The sequence below is a fragment of the Streptomyces sp. MMS24-W38 genome (assembly GCF_059889265.1).
The window spans coordinates 2,164,326-2,180,028 of record NZ_JCBCPP010000001.1 but is presented as its reverse complement, the minus strand read 5'-3'; the positions used below and the strand labels follow the sequence as shown (position 1 = coordinate 2,180,028).

The following is a 15,703-nucleotide window of genomic DNA, read 5'->3' as shown; positions in this document are numbered from 1 at the left end:
AGCTTCTTGGGGAGGGGGAGACAGGAAGAAACCCGGGAGCGCGGCGGGGTGGGGAGAGGAACCGGATGCTCCCGGGAGCCGGCCGGGCCGCCGCCGCGGCCCGCCCCCGACCGAGGCGAACAGGTCGACGTACCGGTGCGCCGGCGTGCCCCGATCGGCGGCGTCCCCCGGACGCCGGGCCCCGCCGGAGGCCGGTGACACCCCTCCACGGGGTTACTGGGGCAGGATGGAGCACATGGCGAACCGACTGGCCCACGAGACGTCCCCGTACCTCCTTCAGCACGCCGACAACCCCGTCGACTGGTGGCCCTGGTCGGACGAAGCCTTCGCACACGCGCGCGAGCGGAACGTGCCCGTCCTGCTGAGCGTCGGCTACGCGAGCTGCCACTGGTGCCATGTGATGGCCCACGAGTCGTTCGAGGACCAGGCCACCGCCGACTATCTGAACGAGCACTTCGTGAGCGTCAAGGTGGACCGCGAGGAGCGCCCCGACGTGGACGCCGTCTACATGGAGGCGGTACAGGCGGCGACCGGGCAGGGTGGCTGGCCGATGACCGTGTTCCTCACCCCCGGCGCCGAGCCGTTCTACTTCGGCACCTACTTCCCGCCCGAGCCCCGGCACGGCATGCCGTCCTTCCGACAGCTGCTCCAGGGCGTGCACCAGGCGTGGGAGGAGCGCCGGGACGAGGTCACCGAGGTCGCCGGGAAGATCGTGCGGGACCTGGCCGGCCGGGAGATCTCCTACGGCGACGCACGGCTCCCGGGCGAGGAGCAGCAGGCGCAGGCGCTGCTCGGGCTCACGCGGGAGTACGACGCGCAGCGCGGCGGGTTCGGCGGGGCGCCGAAGTTCCCGCCGTCCATGGTGCTCGAGTTCCTGCTCAGGCACCACGCCCGCACCGGTTCCGAGGGCGCCCTCCAGATGGCGCGGGACACCGCCGAGCGCATGGCCCGCGGCGGCATCTACGACCAGCTCGGCGGCGGTTTCGCCCGGTACTCCGTGGACCGGGACTGGGTGGTGCCGCACTTCGAGAAGATGCTCTACGACAACGCCCTGCTCTGCCGGGTCTACGCCCACCTGTGGCGGTCCACCGGCTCCGAGCTCGCGCGCCGGGTCGCGCTGGAGACCGCCGACTTCATGGTCCGCGAACTGGGCACGCCCGAGGGCGGGTTCGCCTCCGCGCTGGACGCGGACAGCGACGACGGGAGCGGCAAGCACGTCGAGGGCGTGTACTACGTCTGGACGCCGGAGCAGTTGCGCGAGGTGCTCGGCGCGCAGGACGCCGAACTCGCCGCGCGGTACTTCGGGGTGACCGAGGAGGGCACCTTCGAGGAGGGTGCCTCGGTGCTGCAACTGCCGCAGCAGGACGAGGTGTTCGACGCCGACCGGATCGGAGGGGCCGGCGGGGTCAAGGAGCGGCTGCTCGCGGCGCGAGGCGCCCGTCCGGCCCCCGGCCGGGACGACAAGGTCGTCGCCGCCTGGAACGGGCTGGCGGTCGCCGCGCTCGCCGAGACCGGCGCCTACTTCGACCGGCCGGACCTGACCGAGGCCGCGGTCGCCGCCGCCGACCTGCTGGTCAGGGTGCATCTCGACGACCACGCCCGGATCGCCCGCACCAGCAGGGACGGCAGGGTCGGTGCCAACGCGGGCGTCCTGGAGGACTACGCCGATGTCGCCGAGGGGTTCCTCGCGCTGGCCTCGGTGACCGGGGAGGGGGTGTGGCTGGAGTTCGCCGGTCTGCTCCTCGACCATGTGCTGGTCCGCTTCACCGACCCGGAGACGGGCGCCCTGTACGACACGGCGTCCGACGCCGAGCGGCTCATCCGGCGCCCGCAGGACCCGACCGACAACGCCGTGCCGTCCGGCTGGACGGCCGCCACCGGGGCGCTGCTGGGGTATGCGGCGCAGACCGGCTCCGAGCCGCACCGCACCGCTGCGGAGCGGGCGTTGGGCGTGGTGAAGACGCTCGGTCCGCGGGTGCCGCGGTTCGTCGGCTGGGGTCTCGCGGTCGCCGAGGCGGCGCTGGACGGGCCGCGGGAGGTCGCGGTGGTCGGTCCGGCGCTCGACGATCCGGCCACGGCGGCCCTGCACCGCAGGGCGCTTCTGGGCGTCGCCCCGGGCGCGGTGGTCGCCGTCGGTGCGCCGGAGAGCGACGAGTTCCCGCTGCTGGCCGACCGGCCCCTGGTGGGGGGCGAACCGACCGCGTACGTCTGCCGCAACTTCACCTGCGACGCGCCGACGACCGACCCCGACCGGCTGAGCACGGCCCTGGGCGGCTGAGGCGGCGGACGTGCCAGGGCGGCGCGTGCTCGGCTCGCGGATCGGCAGCGAGTGGGACCACGCCGGCATCCGGCGGAGCACTGTCGACCGGTCCATCGCCGAGGCCGCTGCCCCGTCTCTGGCTGAGACCGGTACCACGGCTCAGCCGGGCCGGCGCCGGGTGCCGCCGAGGACGTACGTCAGGCGCCGCGGCGCACGGGGATCAGGGGCCGCTGAGGATGAGCGCGCCCGTGGTGAGCATGGCCAGCCACTGCACGGCGACGGCTCCGAACCGGGCGGACGGCCACCGGGTCCGGGGCCATGCCGTGGCCAGGACCCCGGCCACGAGGGCGGTCACGAAGAAGCCCGGGGCGAGCCCGTCCGGCACGTCGTAGCACTGCTCGCCGTAGAGCAGGCAGCGGCCGCCCCGCTCGGTGAGCAGGACGGCGATCCAGGCGAGGACCACGGTGGGCAGCAGCAGGACGAGCCCGGCGACGGCCCATACGGTCAGCGGACGGGTGGCGGAGTGCGGCGGCGGTGCGCTCGTGGTCATGCCGCCATCCCACCGCGCCGGCCGGCGCCCGGACATCGGCCGGGGTACTCAGTGCTCCTGAGCGCTCCGGCTCAGTGCGCGTTCCACGATCGCCTCCAGCTGGTCGTGGTGGGCGCCCCGCCAGTAGGCGCGGCCGCAGTCGGCGCACCGCGCGAACACGTCGTACGAGCGGTGCGTGCCGCTCTTCAGCTGGTCGGCGACCTCGTCCTTGGTGGCGGGGCCCAGCAGGCCGTTGCAGGCGGTGCAGCGGGTCCAGGGGCGCAGTTCGGGCTGGAAGCGGTCCAGTACGTAGGGGAGTTGCTCCTCGGGCCCGGTGCTGTAGACGAACGCGCCGGCCCACAGTTCCCGGCGGCGCAGCAGGCCGCGGTCGCGGCTGAGCATCACCCGCTGTTCGGCCGCCGAGCGGGCGGCCAGTGCCGGGTCGCCGATGTCCGTCGACTCGTACGCCGTGTCCACGCCCAGCAGCCGCAGCCGGCGGGCCAGCGTGCCGAGGTGCACGTCGAGCAGGAAGCGCAGGGGGGCGCCGGGCACCCGCTGGGGGAGTACGACGGGGCGGACGGTCACCGACTCGCCGGCGGCCGGGGTGTGCGAGACGGGCACCTCGCGCCCGTCCACGAGCAGCGCGCCGACCTCGGTCAGCGGGACGCCGAGCGACTCGACGACGTGACCGAGGGTGGAGACGCCGTCGATGGGGGCCTTCGTGGCGCCGGTGGACCGTGCCCGGGGGACGAAGACGAGCAGTCCAGGGGCGAACTCGACGTGGATCTCGGGACCGTTCACCCGTTCAGGATGTCATGCGCGCGGTCCGCGGCCCCGGGTTTTCCGGGCGCTCCCGGCTCAGGCGTGCTGGTAGGCGACCAGGGAGATCCCCACGTAGTGGGCGATGAAGGCGGCCAGGGTGAAGGAGTGGAAGACCTCGTGGAAGCCGAACCAGCGCGGTGACGGGTTGGGCTTCTTGATGCCGTAGACCACTCCGCCCGCGCTGTAGAGCAGGCCGCCCACGATCACCAGGACCAGTACGGCGATGCCGCCGGTGCGCATGAAGTCGGGGAGGTAGAAGACGGCCGCCCAGCCCATCGCGAGGTAGCAGGGGGTGTAGAGCCAGCGCGGGGCGCCCACCCAGAACACCCGGAAGACGATCCCGGCGGCGGCGGCCGCCCAGATGCCCCAGAGCAGCCACTGGCCCTTCGCCTCGGGCAGGAGCAGCAGGGTGAGCGGGGTGTAGGTGCCGGCGATGATGAGGAAGATGTTGGCGTGGTCGAGGCGGCGCAGCACCCCGTCCATGCGGGGGCTCCAGTCGCCGCGGTGGTACAGCGCGCTCACGCCGAACAGCAGGCAGGCCGTCAGTGCGTAGATCCCGCAGGCGATGCGGCCCCGGGGCGAGTCGGCGAGGGCGGTGAGCACCAGCCCGGCGATCAGGGCGGCGGGGAACATGCCCAGGTGCAGCCAGCCGCGCAGCTTGGGTTTGGCCGGGTGCGGGAGGGAGAGCTCTACCGGACCGCGGTCTTCGGCCGGCGGGTCCGCGGGTGCGTCGGGGGCGAACGCTGTCATGGCCGCATCGTACCTACGGAACCGTAAGTTGCGGAGCGGTGCGCCTGTTCGGCGGTGACGTAGTGGCCATCCTCTCACGCGGCACGCATGGCGGTGTTCGTCGGTGTTCGTCGGTGCTCATCGGGGTCTGCCGGTGTTCGCCGGTGCCTCCGGCTCGGGCGAGGAGCCGCACCGGGGTGATCGCCTGCACAAAGAACCCGCAAAGGAGCGGCCCGCCGCACGTCACGCGTACGCAATGTGCACGCAAAGCCGCCCAGCGTACGCGCGAGGTTTCCCGGAAATCGTGGCCAGCGTCACTCTGCTCACCTGTGCATCCCTCTGGACAGATGGGCACTCTCATCAGAGGATCAAATGAGTGCGGTCGGCACCGGATGAGCGCCGAACATCCACCGTGAAGCATCCGGGCCGCAGCCCCCACGGGGCCTCTCAACCAAAAACCCTCACTTAGGAGCAATCGTGGCGCGCGACATCGCGGCTCCCACCGTCCCCACCCACCACCAGGGACTGATTTCCTGGGTCAACGAGATCGCAGAGCTGACCCAGCCGGACCGTGTGGTCTGGTGCGACGGTTCCGAGGCTGAGTACGAACGGCTGAGCGAGGAGCTCGTCGCCAAGGGCACGTTCCGCAAGCTCGACCCGATCAAGCGCCCCAACTCCTACTACGCCGCCTCCGACCCCAGCGACGTCGCCCGCGTCGAGGACCGCACCTTCATCTGCTCCGAGAAGGAGGAGGACGCCGGCCCCACCAACCACTGGAAGGCCCCCGGCGAGATGCGGGAGATCTTCACCGGTGAGAAGGGCGTCTTCCGCGGCTCCATGAAGGGCCGCACGATGTACGTCGTGCCCTTCTGCATGGGCCCCCTCGGCTCGCCGCTGTCCGCGATCGGCGTCGAGATCACCGACTCCGCGTACGTCGCCGTCTCCATGCGCACCATGACCCGCATGGGGCAGCCCGTCCTGGACGAACTCGGCGACGACGGCTTCTTCGTCAAGGCCGTGCACTCGGTCGGCGCCCCCCTGGAGCCCGGTCAGCAGGACGTCCCCTGGCCCTGCAACCAGACCAAGTACATCTCGCACTTCCCCGAGGACCGCGAGATCTGGTCCTACGGCTCCGGCTACGGCGGCAACGCCCTGCTCGGCAAGAAGTGCTACGCCCTGCGCATCGCCTCCGTCATGGCCCGCGACGAGGGCTGGCTCGCCGAGCACATGCTGATCCTCAAGCTGACCCCGCCGCAGGGCGAGTCGAAGTACGTGGCCGCCGCCTTCCCGAGCGCCTGCGGCAAGACCAACCTCGCCATGCTGGAGCCCACGATCTCCGGCTGGACCGTCGAGACGATCGGCGACGACATCGCCTGGATGCGGTTCGGCGAGGACGGCCGCCTCTACGCCATCAACCCCGAGGCCGGCTTCTTCGGCGTCGCGCCCGGCACCGGCGAGCACACCAACGCCAACGCGATGAAGACCCTGTGGGGCAACTCCGTCTTCACCAACGTCGCCCTCACCGACGACGGCGACGTGTGGTGGGAGGGCATGACCGAGGAGACCCCGGCCCACCTCACCGACTGGAAGGGCAACGACTGGACCCCCGAGTCCGGCACGCCCGCCGCCCACCCCAACGCCCGCTTCACCACGCCTGCCGCGCAGTGCCCGATCATCGCGCCCGAGTGGGAGGACCCCAAGGGCGTGCCGATCTCCGCGATCCTGTTCGGCGGGCGCCGCGCCACCGCCGTACCGCTGGTCACGGAGTCCTTCGACTGGAACCACGGCGTCTTCCTCGGCGCCAACGTGGCCTCCGAGAAGACCGCCGCCGCCGAGGGCAAGGTCGGCGAGCTGCGCCGCGACCCGTTCGCCATGCTGCCGTTCTGCGGCTACAACATGGGCGACTACATGGGCCACTGGGTCGACGTGGCCAAGGACAAGGACCAGTCCAAGCTGCCGAAGATCTACTACGTCAACTGGTTCCGCAAGAACGACGAGGGCAAGTTCGTCTGGCCCGGCTTCGGCGAGAACAGCCGCGTCCTGAAGTGGATCGTGGAGCGCCTGGACGGCAAGGCGGGCGGCGTCGAGACCCCGATCGGCGTCCTGCCGACCAAGGCGGCCCTCGACACGGACGGCCTCGAACTGACCGACGCCGACCTGGACTTCCTGCTCAGCGTCGACAAGGAGGTGTGGCGCGAGGAGGCCGCGCTCGTCCCCGAGCACTTCAACACCTTCGGCGACCACACGCCCACCGAGCTGTGGGACCAGTACCGCGCCCTGGTGCAGCGCCTGGGCTGAGCCGCCCGGCACACAGACTCCGCGGCCGGTTGGGATGGGATGCCCTGACCAGCGATCGTCACGACCGGCCGCGGGACGGACAGGCGAGGCTCCGCACAACGGCGTGCGGGGCCCTGGGCCTGTCGTCACCCTCCCGCCCGCCCCGGCGGAACAGGGCGACGACAGGCCTTCGCCATGTCACCGCGAGGCCTCGGCCGTCCCGCGGGCTCCGTGCGCGCGCCGGTGATCCGGTGGTTTCGTATGGCGGGCTCGGCCGCCGTGGTGCTCGGCCCCGGGCACGGGAACGTCCGGCAGACCTCGGGGACCGGGAGCGCGCCGGTGCGAGGCGGTGACCATCCCCGATGTGGCTGAATCCGGCCGCGGTGGCGGCAAGGGCAGGCACCGCGCCACCGATCGGCCGCGCCCCCCGAGGACGATTCCCGCCACGCTTCTCGCGTACCCCGCTTTCGGAGTATGACGTTCCAGGGGCTCTCGAGGTGAACAAAGGGTTGCGGATCGATGTCGACATGTGGCCAGAACGAGGCTGTCCGGATTGTGGCGTCCGAAGTGTCCCGGTGCGGAGGTGTCAGGGCGTCGCCCCCACGTGGGTGAGCAGTCGCGCAGTGTGATTAATATGCGCGCGGCACGACTAGTAAGTAAAACCGCCCGGCTGTGAAGCCGTTCCATGTCAAGGGAGTTCGCCCTGCGCACGCGTGCGTCACGACGGACCGTCTCGACGACCATGTCGTTGCGGACGGCCCTCCTCGTTCTGGCCATCGTCCCCGGTATCGCACTGGTAGCCCTGTGGGCCGTCACGAGCGGTCGGACCTTCTTCGACTTCCAGCGGATGGCGGCCCAGGGCCTGTTGGCGGAGAAAGCCGGACAGCCGTCCAACATCGTCTACTACAACCTTCAGGAGGAGCGGCGTCTCAGTGCCGAGACCCTCGCCGGATACGACGGTGCGTCCAAGGCCTTGGAGCGGCAACGGGCAGCGACCGACAAGGCGGTGGAGGCCTTCCGGGCGCTCTCCGACGACCTGTCCTCGACGGACGACGCCCCCCTGGAGATCAGGGAAGCGGTCACCGAAGCGCGTAACGCGATTGAGCGGCTGCCCGCGCAGCGCTCCGTGGTCGACAGTGGCGACCGAGGCCAGCAGGAAGCGGTGTACCGGTACTACACCGACCTGATCACCGTCGACCTCGAGTTGTTCACGGCCCTGAGCCACGTGGACAACGGCCGGATCACCGTGCTCTCCCAGCCGCTCGTCGACCTCTTCTGGACCAAGGAGATGATCTCCCGCTCGGACGCGCTCCTGGCCCGGGGCTGGGGCAAGGGTGAACTGACCGTCGAGGACTTCCGGCAGGTCAGGGAGGCGATCGAGACCCAGTCGTTCCTTTACACCGTGAAGGTCGCTCCCCACCTGTCCGACGACCAGCGCGAGATCTGGCAGCGGATCACCGGCAGTCCGGCGTGGAAGAGCAAGAGCAGCGTGGAGCAGGAGGTGCTGAGCCCGGGCGAGCCCGACGAGAGCGGCCCGGTCCGTCTCGGCGCCGACCGGGAGACCTGGCGCGAGGCGATGGACGCCCTCGCTCCGGAGTTCGAGAAGCTCCTCGAGCGCCGGACCGCGCTGGTGATCGAGGAGGGCACGTCCGATGCGATGGGACTGCTCCAGAGGACGCTGTTCACCACCCTCGTCGGTCTCGCCGCCGTTGTCGCCGTCGTCTGGACGACGTGGCGCCTCACCCGTAGCCTTCGACAGCGCATCAGCGGCCTGCAGAAACAGGCAGAGGTGCTGGAGACCGCCCTGCCCGACGTCGTCGAGCGGCTCGCGCAGGGCGAGCGGATCGACGTCGATGCCGAGGCGAAGGCCATCCGACACGACGAAGTCCGCCGCGGCACCGACGAGCTGACCCAGCTGGGCACAGCGCTCAACCTCGCCCGCACCAGTGCCCTGCAGGCCGCCGTCAAGCAGGCCGACCAGCACCGCGGGTTCGAGCGGCTGCTGCAGCGCATCGCCCGCCGCACCCAGCAGCTCATCGGGCAGCAGCTCAAGAAGCTGGACGAGATGGAGCGCCGCCACGAGGACTCCGAGGTCCTCGACGGTCTCTTCGACCTCGACCACCTCACCGCCCGGCTGCGGCGCTACGAGGAGAACCTGGTCATTCTCGCCGGCGGCACACCCCACCGGCGGTGGCGCGACCCGGTCGCACTGCTCGACGTGATGCGCTCAGCCCAGGGGGAGGTGCAGGACTACCAGCGGGTGGTGATCGAACAGGAGGGCGGGACCTGGCTCGCGGCCCGGGCCGTCGGTCCGGTTGCGCACGTGCTCGCCGAACTGATCGAGAACGCGCTCACGTTCTCCCGCCCGCCGAGCCCGGTCGAGGTCAGGGCGGCCGAGGTGATCCGCGGTCTGGTCATCGAGATCGAGGACCGTGGCCTGGGCATGGATGAGGGCAGGCTGGCCGAGGCCAACGAGCTGATGGCCCACCCGCCCCGGCTCGACGTCCTGGCCCACTCCGAGGACATCCGTCTGGGTCTGCACGTGGTCGCGCGCCTCGCGCACCAGTACGGCCTGGGAGTGGAGTTCCGTCAGTCCGCGTACGGCGGTACGCGGGTGGTCGTGCTCATCCCCGTCGAACTCACCGTCCCCGCCTTCCAGCAGGCTCCGAAGGCGGTGCTCTCATCCGTCCCGGACCCGACTCCCGCCCCCGGTCCGGTGGGTCCCGTGTACGGCGCCGACGAGCCGCTGCCCGTACGCGTACAGGGACGGGCCTTGGTCGACGTCACGGCGCTGGCCCCGACGCACGCGGTGTCCCACGAGTCCGAGCCGCAGCCGCACCGGGACTTGTACCAGCCGCATGTCCCGGAAGTCACCGAGGCCTTCCCCGCGCCGGGCACGCCGGAGACGCCGTACGCGCAGCACGAGCGCGGCCAGGACGCGAGCCACCAGCCCTACGGGACGTACGGCACTTACGCGTCCGCGGTGACCCACGACACCGTCGGCACCCGCACACCTCAGGGCGGCCGGACGCCCCACATGACGGGTGAGGGCCACGGGGTGAACCTGGCCCACGGAGCCGACCTCGCCTTGTACGGGACCGGGCAGGAGGGCGGGACCGGGCACGCGTCGTATCCGGCCGAAGCCGCCTCGTACGGGTCCGTGCCGACCTACTCCGGTGAGGCCGAGGGGCCGTATCCCGCCCACAGCGGGCCGCACCCGGCACCGCACCAGCCGCACACCGACGCGGGCGCCGACGGTGCCGGCCTGACTGGTGACCAGGCACCTCTGCCCCGCCGGGTGCGCCAGGCCAGCCTCGTCGACGAACTGCGGGCGGACGTCCCCGCCGAGGTGCCGCTGCCCAGGCCGCCGCGCTGGCAGGACGACCCGTTGCTGCGCCCCGTACCGCGCCGCGCCGGGGCGACGATCGGTGCGTTCCAACGTCGGTCGCGCGCTGCCCGTGAGGGGGGGATGCCGACGCCGCTCCCCCCAGCGCTCCTCGCCAACAGATGAAAGAAGAAGAACGGTCATGACACGAACTACTGCGACCCATCAGGACCTGGACTGGCTGCTCGACGGCCTCGTGGACTCGGTCGCCGAGACCAGGAACGCGGTTCTGCTGTCCGACGACGGCCTGGTCGTGAGTCACTCGCAGAGCATCGCCCGCGCGGATGCCGAGCGGCTGGCAGCCATCTGCACCGGCCAGCAGAGTCTGGCCCGCGGCGTGGGGCAGCTCTTCAACGGCGGCGTCGTCCACCAGGTCATCGTCGAGCTCGCCGACCTGTGGCTCTTCATCATCTCGGCGGGCCAGGGCACCCACCTGGCCGTGGTTGCCTCCCAGGAGGTCGACGCGGAGGTGATGTCGCTCGCCATGCACAACCTCGTCCAGCAGGTCGGGCCGAAGCTCGGTACGGCGACCCGCGACGAGTTCGACGCCTTCGGCGCGGGGCAGGGAACCGTCACGTGAACCCGGGATGGGAGTACGAGGACCCCGGGGAGGACGGCGCGGGAAGCATGGTGCGTCCGTACACCATCACCCGTGGCCGGACCGCTCCCGAACGGGACGACCTCACCCTCATCACGGTACTCACGACCCTCGACGACCCGCGCGACGAACGCGGCGTGCCGTTGCGCCCCGGCAAACTCCAACCGGAGCACCGTCGGATTCTGGAACGCTGCCGCCGTTCCGCGGCCGTCGCCGAGATCGCCGCTGGACTCGACCTTCCCGTGTCGGTGACCAAGATCCTTCTGGCCGACCTCGTCGGCCAGGGCCTGCTCGCCGCTCGGGCACCGCTCACGGTGGCCTGGGCGGCGGGCGGTGCCGACCCGAGCCTGCTGGCTGCCGTTCGTGAAGGACTCCGGAGACTGTAGGAACCATGACCACGAGTCAGGCGGCACCCGCCGCAGTCAAGATACTCATCGCCGGCGGATTCGGTGTCGGCAAGACCACCCTGGTGGGCGCGATCAGCGAGGTCGCACCGCTGCACACCGAGGAGTACATGACAAAAGCTAGCGTCGGTGTGGACGACCTCGCCGGGATCGGGGAAAAGAGCACCACGACCGTCGCCCTGGACTTCGGACGCATCACGATCAACGACGAACTGGTCATGTACCTCTTCGGCACCCCCGGCCAGGAACGCTTCTGGTTCATGTGGAACGACCTGGTCAACGGCGCGCTCGGCGGAGTGGTCATCGCGGACACCCGGCGCCTGGACACCAGTTTCGCCTCGATCGACTTCTTCGAGAGCCGGCGCATCCCCTTCGTGGTGGCCATCAACTGCTTCCACGGCCACAACACCCGCACGGTGGAAGAGATCAGGGAAGCCCTCGACCTCGACCCGCATGTGCCCCTGCTGATGGGTGACGTCCGGCAGCGCGAGTACGCCAAGGAGGCGTTGCTCGCGCTGGTCGACCATCTGGCGAGCCTGCCCGCCCCGGTCGGCTGAGACCACACCCCCGTTTTCATCTTTCTTCGGAGAAACTGACATGGCTTCACGCCTACGCGTACTCGTTCACGGCGGCGGCATCGGCGGGCTCACCCTCGCCACGGCTCTGGCCCGGCGCGGCCACACGGTGGAGGTCGCCGAGCTCCGAGGGGAGCTGGAGGCGCTGGGCGTGGGCATCATCCAGCCGTCCAACGCGCTGCACGCCCTGCGGGAGATCGGCGTACTCGACGACTGCCTCGCGGTCGGTTTCGAGTGGGAGATCCTCACCGTCGCCGATCCGGAGGGCAACGCCCTGGCCCGGATACCGCAGCCCCGGATGGACGACGTTCCCCCCAGCAACGGCATCCCCCGCCCCGCTCTCGCGCGGGTACTCAATGCCGCTGCGGTGGCGGCGGGCGCGAAGATACGGTTCTCCACCACCATCACCGAACTCACCGACGACGGTTCTGGTGTCGACGTCACCCTTTCGGACGGATCGTCCGACCGCTGGGACATGGTGGTCGGCTTCGACGGCATCGGCTCCCCGCTGCGCAGCCGGCTGTACGGCGACCGGTACACCCCCGAGTACACCGGCTTCGCCAACTGGCGGGTCACGGTCCCGCGCCTGCCCGACGTACGGGGCGTGGTGATGGGCACCGCGCAGGAGACGAAGGCGCTGCTCACCCCCATCACGGACGACACGATGTACCTGGCCGCGGTGTTCGCCGAGCCCGAGGACTTCAGGCCGGACCCGGAGCGTGCCCACGAGCAGTTCGCCGAGCGGCTGCGGATGTTCTCCGGACCGATCGCCGAGGCGCTCGCCGCGGTCACGGACCCCGCCGCCGTCGTGTACTCCAGGATCTCCCAGGTGACGGTGGACGCGCCGTGGCACGTGGGCCGTGTGGTGCTGGCCGGGGACGCGGCCCACGCCAGCACCCCGCAGCTGGCGCAGGGCGCGGCGATGGCCGTCGAGGACGCCGTCGTGCTCGCCGAGGTGCTCGACGCCCAGGACGGCGTCCCCGAGGCCCTCACGGCCTGGGAGGAACGGCGTCGGCCCCGCGCCCTGTGGGTGCAGGCCTTGTCGCGCGCGGTGCTCAAGCAGGAGATGGGCGGTGAGACGACCGCCGAGGAGGACGAGCTGCTGAAGATCGGCGTTCCGGGCGCCGCGCACGTACTGGTCAAGCCGTACTGATCCGTACCGCCTCAGCACGCCGGTCCGCGGTGTTCGAGGGCCGGACCGCTGCCCCGGCCCTCGAACCGAAGTCCCCCGGCCGTTCATTCCAACGCCCGCTTCACCACGCCTGCTGCGCCACCGCCGTCCTGCTACGCCCCCGGTACAGCCGCTCCAGGTCCACGAGCAGCACCTCGCCCCGGTCGGCGGCTGCCCGCAGTTCGGGGGCGAAGCCCGCACCGCTGTAGCAGGCGGGTCTGGCATGGCGGGTGTTCACGCCCCGTGCGGCGAGCAACTCCAGGATGCGGCGCAGGCGCTGGAGATGCCCGAGGTGCATGACCTTGTGCCATTTCGCCTCGCCCGTGGAGAAATCACCTCTGACAACGAGACGAACCGACCCGGGGCACCCTGCGCTGTACAGCTCCTCATCCGCTCCGGGTGCTCTGCAGCGCGCCGCCGGCGCTGCCGTGACGCTCGCGCACCGCGATCCGGGCCAGCTTCGTCAGCATCATGCCGTTGCGGATCGAGACGAGGTAGTCCACGGGCAGCCCGTGCATCCGGGTGCCGGGGCCTCGCAGGGGATGCCATTCGAGAAGGAAGAGAGTGCTCTCGCCCCAGGGGATCAGGTTCATGGCGATGCGGGCCGCACCGAAGGGATCCGCCTTCGCTTCCAGCTCCAGACGGCGTTGCGGCTCGCAGATGCGTACGACACAGGTGTCGTCGAGGACCAGAGGGCCGAGGCCGACCCGGACCTGCAGGCGGGCGCCCACTTCCGGCCAGTGCGGGTCCGCGGCGGTGACCTGCTGCGTTCCCGAGACCCATTCCCCGTAGCGCCGGCCGTCGGACAGCAGGCCCCAGACCCTGGACGGCGAGCTCAGGATCAACCGGCGGTTCCGGGCCACACCGACCACGCTCCTTCTTTCCGTCGGAACCGGTGCCCATGACCACGCTGCCAGGCGGGGAACGCCTCCTCGGCTGCTCAGCGCGCTCCTCGACACTAGCCGCGCCGCACACCTCCGGCACCCGCGACAGTGGCCGGGCCCGGCACCCGCACGGCATCGAGCACGACCGGTCCACCAGGCACGATCACAGCCCTGACCGGCACTGTCCCTCCGGTCGGCACCGAGTGGTGCGCTCGTCCGACCAGGTGACGGCAGTGACCGTCAGACGGCTGGTGCGGATCGGCTCTGCCCTCGGCCGATCCCGGGGAGGCTCGACCACCGAAGTCCACTTCGCCCGCGGTGGCGAAGTCGGACCGTGTGCTGGACGAGTGCGGTGATGCCGGTGACGCTGCGCCGCTTCGGGGCGAGGAAAACGGTCGCGCCCCTGTGAGGGGGTCCGTTGACTTCCACCTGAACGCAGTGCGTTGTGTGCGAGACGCGGCCGCCAAGGGGGCAGGCATGGAGATCGAGGGCGTGCGGACCGACCGGCTGGGACTCCTGCTCGACCAGTTCGACCAGGCCAGGGAGATGGCCCAGGTGCGGCTGACGGGGCTCGGCGACGAGGAGTACCTGTGGGAGCCGGTGCCCGGTTGCTGGTCGATCCGGCGCCGGAGTGAGGCGGTGACGCCCAGGGCGTTCGGTCCGGGCGAGTGGCTGCTCGACAAGGGCGCCCCGGACATCCCCTCGAGCGAGTACGCCGAGGTCGCCCGGCAGGCCGCGGGCGGCATGACCGTCGAGAGGATCGCCGACGACTGGAGCGTGAGCGTCGAGCGGGTCGAGCAGGTTCTCGCCCACACCGGTACGCCGGAGCCCGACGCATCGCCGGTCACCACCATCGCCTGGCGGCTGGGGCACCTGCACTCCTGCTTCGCGGGCCAATGGGAGTGGACCTTCGGTGAGCGGCGACAGGAGCCGGACCTGCTGGTCGACTTCACCCCCTCCGCCGCCCTGGCACTGGAGCGGTTCTGGGAGCTGGTCGACCGCTGGCGCGCCGACGTCGGCGCCGTCACCGACGAGCAGCTCGACACGGTCGGCTTCTCCCGGTACCCGTACAGCAACGACGCCGACCACCCCTTCGTCGCCGTGCTGGTGGGGGCCAACCTCGAGTTCATCCACCACATGGCCGAGATCGCGATGCTCCGCGACCTGTGGCGGGCCCGCCCGTCCGACCGGTGAGCCGGAAGGGGCCGTGGCGGCGGAGGACCGGCTCCAGGTAGGCCACCCGCGGGCCGCCGAGGCCGGTCAGGTCGGTGGGGGAGCGGACGAGGGCGAGGCGGTCCAGTTCCGGGACGCGGCCGAGGGCGTGTTCGGCGGAGGTGAGGGCGGCGAAGCGCTCGCGCAGCCAGGACTCCGGCCGGGGCGGGGCCTGGAACAGGACACCGACGCTGCCGTTGGCGCCCCGGGTGACCTGCCAGGGGGTGAGGTCGTCGGCAGGGGTGTCGATACCGGTCTCCTCAGCCAGCTCCCGGGCCGCGTGACGGCGTAGGGCGGCCAGGTCGAGGGATGCGCCGTCCGGCGGGGGCTCGACCGAGCCGCCCGGGAGCTGCCAGCGGCCGGGCGCGGTCGTCCAGGACGCCATCTGCCCCACCAGCAGGCACCCGTCGTCCGCCGGCTGCGCGACGGCCACGAACAGGGACGGCAGCCGTACGGACGCGCCGGGCAGCCTGCGCAGGACGTAGAAGCGGTAGGTCGCCCGGACCCAGGTCAGGACGAGGCCGTCACGTGTGTCGTGTTCCAGGCCCGTACACCCGGCCACCGGCCCGTCGAACAGGGTCGGGTTGGCCCGGACCGCCGCGTCCCAGGCGTCGTCCATGGCGCGACGGTCCTCCGGCGACAGCTGAGGTGGCAGGGCTTCGACCAGTCGCAACCGGTCAGCGGCGAAGAGGTCCATGTCGGGACCGTACCGGGCCCGGCCGGTACGTCGTGGAAGGGAAACCGCCGGGCGCGAGCCGTCCTGAACGCCGCAGAGGAACTCATCGGCCTCCCGGCGGGCGAGTCCCCCGTCTCGCAGCCCCGTCCAGCAGCCGCGCCGCCCACTGTCAGTGGCCGGC

14 protein-coding genes are annotated in these 15,703 nt (G+C 71.3%); 8 read left to right on the top strand and 6 right to left on the bottom strand.

What is annotated here, in order from left to right:
- Positions 1-235: 235 nt before the first annotated feature.
- Positions 236-2,278 (top strand): thioredoxin domain-containing protein, encoded by a 2,043-nt coding sequence (locus AC6F7H_RS08630; RefSeq protein ID WP_500756290.1) that lies wholly within the window; start codon positions 236-238, stop codon positions 2,276-2,278.
- Between the two features lie 202 nt (positions 2,279-2,480).
- On the opposite strand, the gene AC6F7H_RS08625 is transcribed toward AC6F7H_RS08630, so the two are convergent.
- Genes AC6F7H_RS08625 through trhA form a run of 3 tightly spaced genes read right to left on the bottom strand, consistent with a single transcriptional unit; the run spans position 2,481 to position 4,361 of the window.
- Positions 2,481-2,810: a hypothetical protein gene (locus AC6F7H_RS08625; RefSeq protein ID WP_500756289.1), complete on the bottom strand. Its 330-nt coding sequence runs from the start codon at positions 2,808-2,810 to the stop codon at positions 2,481-2,483.
- 48 nt (positions 2,811-2,858) lie between these two features.
- Entirely contained in the window at positions 2,859-3,590 is a 732-nt protein-coding gene (locus AC6F7H_RS08620) for a Mut7-C RNAse domain-containing protein (RefSeq protein WP_500756287.1), read from the bottom strand.
- A gap of 57 nt (positions 3,591-3,647) precedes the next feature.
- A complete protein-coding gene (gene trhA, locus AC6F7H_RS08615) occupies positions 3,648-4,361 on the bottom strand; it encodes a PAQR family membrane homeostasis protein TrhA (RefSeq protein ID WP_500756286.1) in 714 nt (237 codons plus the stop codon).
- Between the two features lie 456 nt (positions 4,362-4,817).
- On the opposite strand from trhA, the gene AC6F7H_RS08610 reads away from it, so the two are divergent.
- The 6 genes from AC6F7H_RS08610 to AC6F7H_RS08585 all read left to right on the top strand — a co-directional run bounded on the left by AC6F7H_RS08610 (position 4,818) and on the right by AC6F7H_RS08585 (position 12,732).
- Entirely contained in the window at positions 4,818-6,638 is a 1,821-nt protein-coding gene (locus tag AC6F7H_RS08610; RefSeq protein ID WP_500756284.1) for a phosphoenolpyruvate carboxykinase (GTP), read from the top strand.
- Between the two features lie 664 nt (positions 6,639-7,302).
- Positions 7,303-10,128 carry a sensor histidine kinase gene (locus AC6F7H_RS08605; RefSeq protein ID WP_500756282.1) on the top strand — a complete coding sequence of 942 codons (2,826 nt, stop codon included), beginning with the start codon at positions 7,303-7,305 and terminating at the stop codon, positions 10,126-10,128.
- A 16-nt stretch (positions 10,129-10,144) separates the two neighbouring features.
- Positions 10,145-10,582, top strand: coding sequence for a roadblock/LC7 domain-containing protein (locus AC6F7H_RS08600; protein ID WP_500756281.1), 438 nt, complete (start codon positions 10,145-10,147; stop codon positions 10,580-10,582).
- Positions 10,583-10,629: 47 nt separating this feature from the next.
- Positions 10,630-10,986 carry a DUF742 domain-containing protein gene (locus AC6F7H_RS08595; RefSeq protein ID WP_500761715.1) on the top strand — a complete coding sequence of 119 codons (357 nt, stop codon included), beginning with the start codon at positions 10,630-10,632 and terminating at the stop codon, positions 10,984-10,986.
- A 5-nt stretch (positions 10,987-10,991) separates the two neighbouring features.
- Positions 10,992-11,561 (top strand): GTP-binding protein, encoded by a 570-nt coding sequence (locus AC6F7H_RS08590; protein ID WP_500756279.1) that lies wholly within the window; start codon positions 10,992-10,994, stop codon positions 11,559-11,561.
- A gap of 40 nt (positions 11,562-11,601) precedes the next feature.
- Positions 11,602-12,732: an FAD-dependent monooxygenase gene (locus AC6F7H_RS08585; RefSeq protein ID WP_500756277.1), complete on the top strand. Its 1,131-nt coding sequence runs from the start codon at positions 11,602-11,604 to the stop codon at positions 12,730-12,732.
- Between the two features lie 100 nt (positions 12,733-12,832).
- On the opposite strand, the gene AC6F7H_RS08580 is transcribed toward AC6F7H_RS08585, so the two are convergent.
- On the bottom strand, positions 12,833-13,048 hold the full coding sequence (locus AC6F7H_RS08580; RefSeq protein ID WP_500756276.1) for a hypothetical protein: 216 nt from the start codon (positions 13,046-13,048) through the stop codon (positions 12,833-12,835).
- Between the two features lie 88 nt (positions 13,049-13,136).
- Positions 13,137-13,613, bottom strand: a complete 477-nt coding sequence (locus AC6F7H_RS08575; protein ID WP_500756275.1) for an SRPBCC family protein — start codon at positions 13,611-13,613, stop codon at positions 13,137-13,139.
- 498 nt (positions 13,614-14,111) lie between these two features.
- Between AC6F7H_RS08575 and AC6F7H_RS08570 the strand changes: the two genes are divergently transcribed.
- Positions 14,112-14,828, top strand: coding sequence for a DinB family protein (locus AC6F7H_RS08570; RefSeq protein WP_500756273.1), 717 nt, complete (start codon positions 14,112-14,114; stop codon positions 14,826-14,828).
- Here the strand turns inward: AC6F7H_RS08570 and AC6F7H_RS08565 are convergent.
- A complete protein-coding gene (locus AC6F7H_RS08565) occupies positions 14,761-15,543 on the bottom strand; it encodes an NUDIX hydrolase (protein ID WP_500756271.1) in 783 nt (260 codons plus the stop codon). The two genes, AC6F7H_RS08570 and AC6F7H_RS08565, sit on opposite strands and share 68 nt — an antisense overlap.
- Positions 15,544-15,703 lie beyond the last annotated feature (160 nt).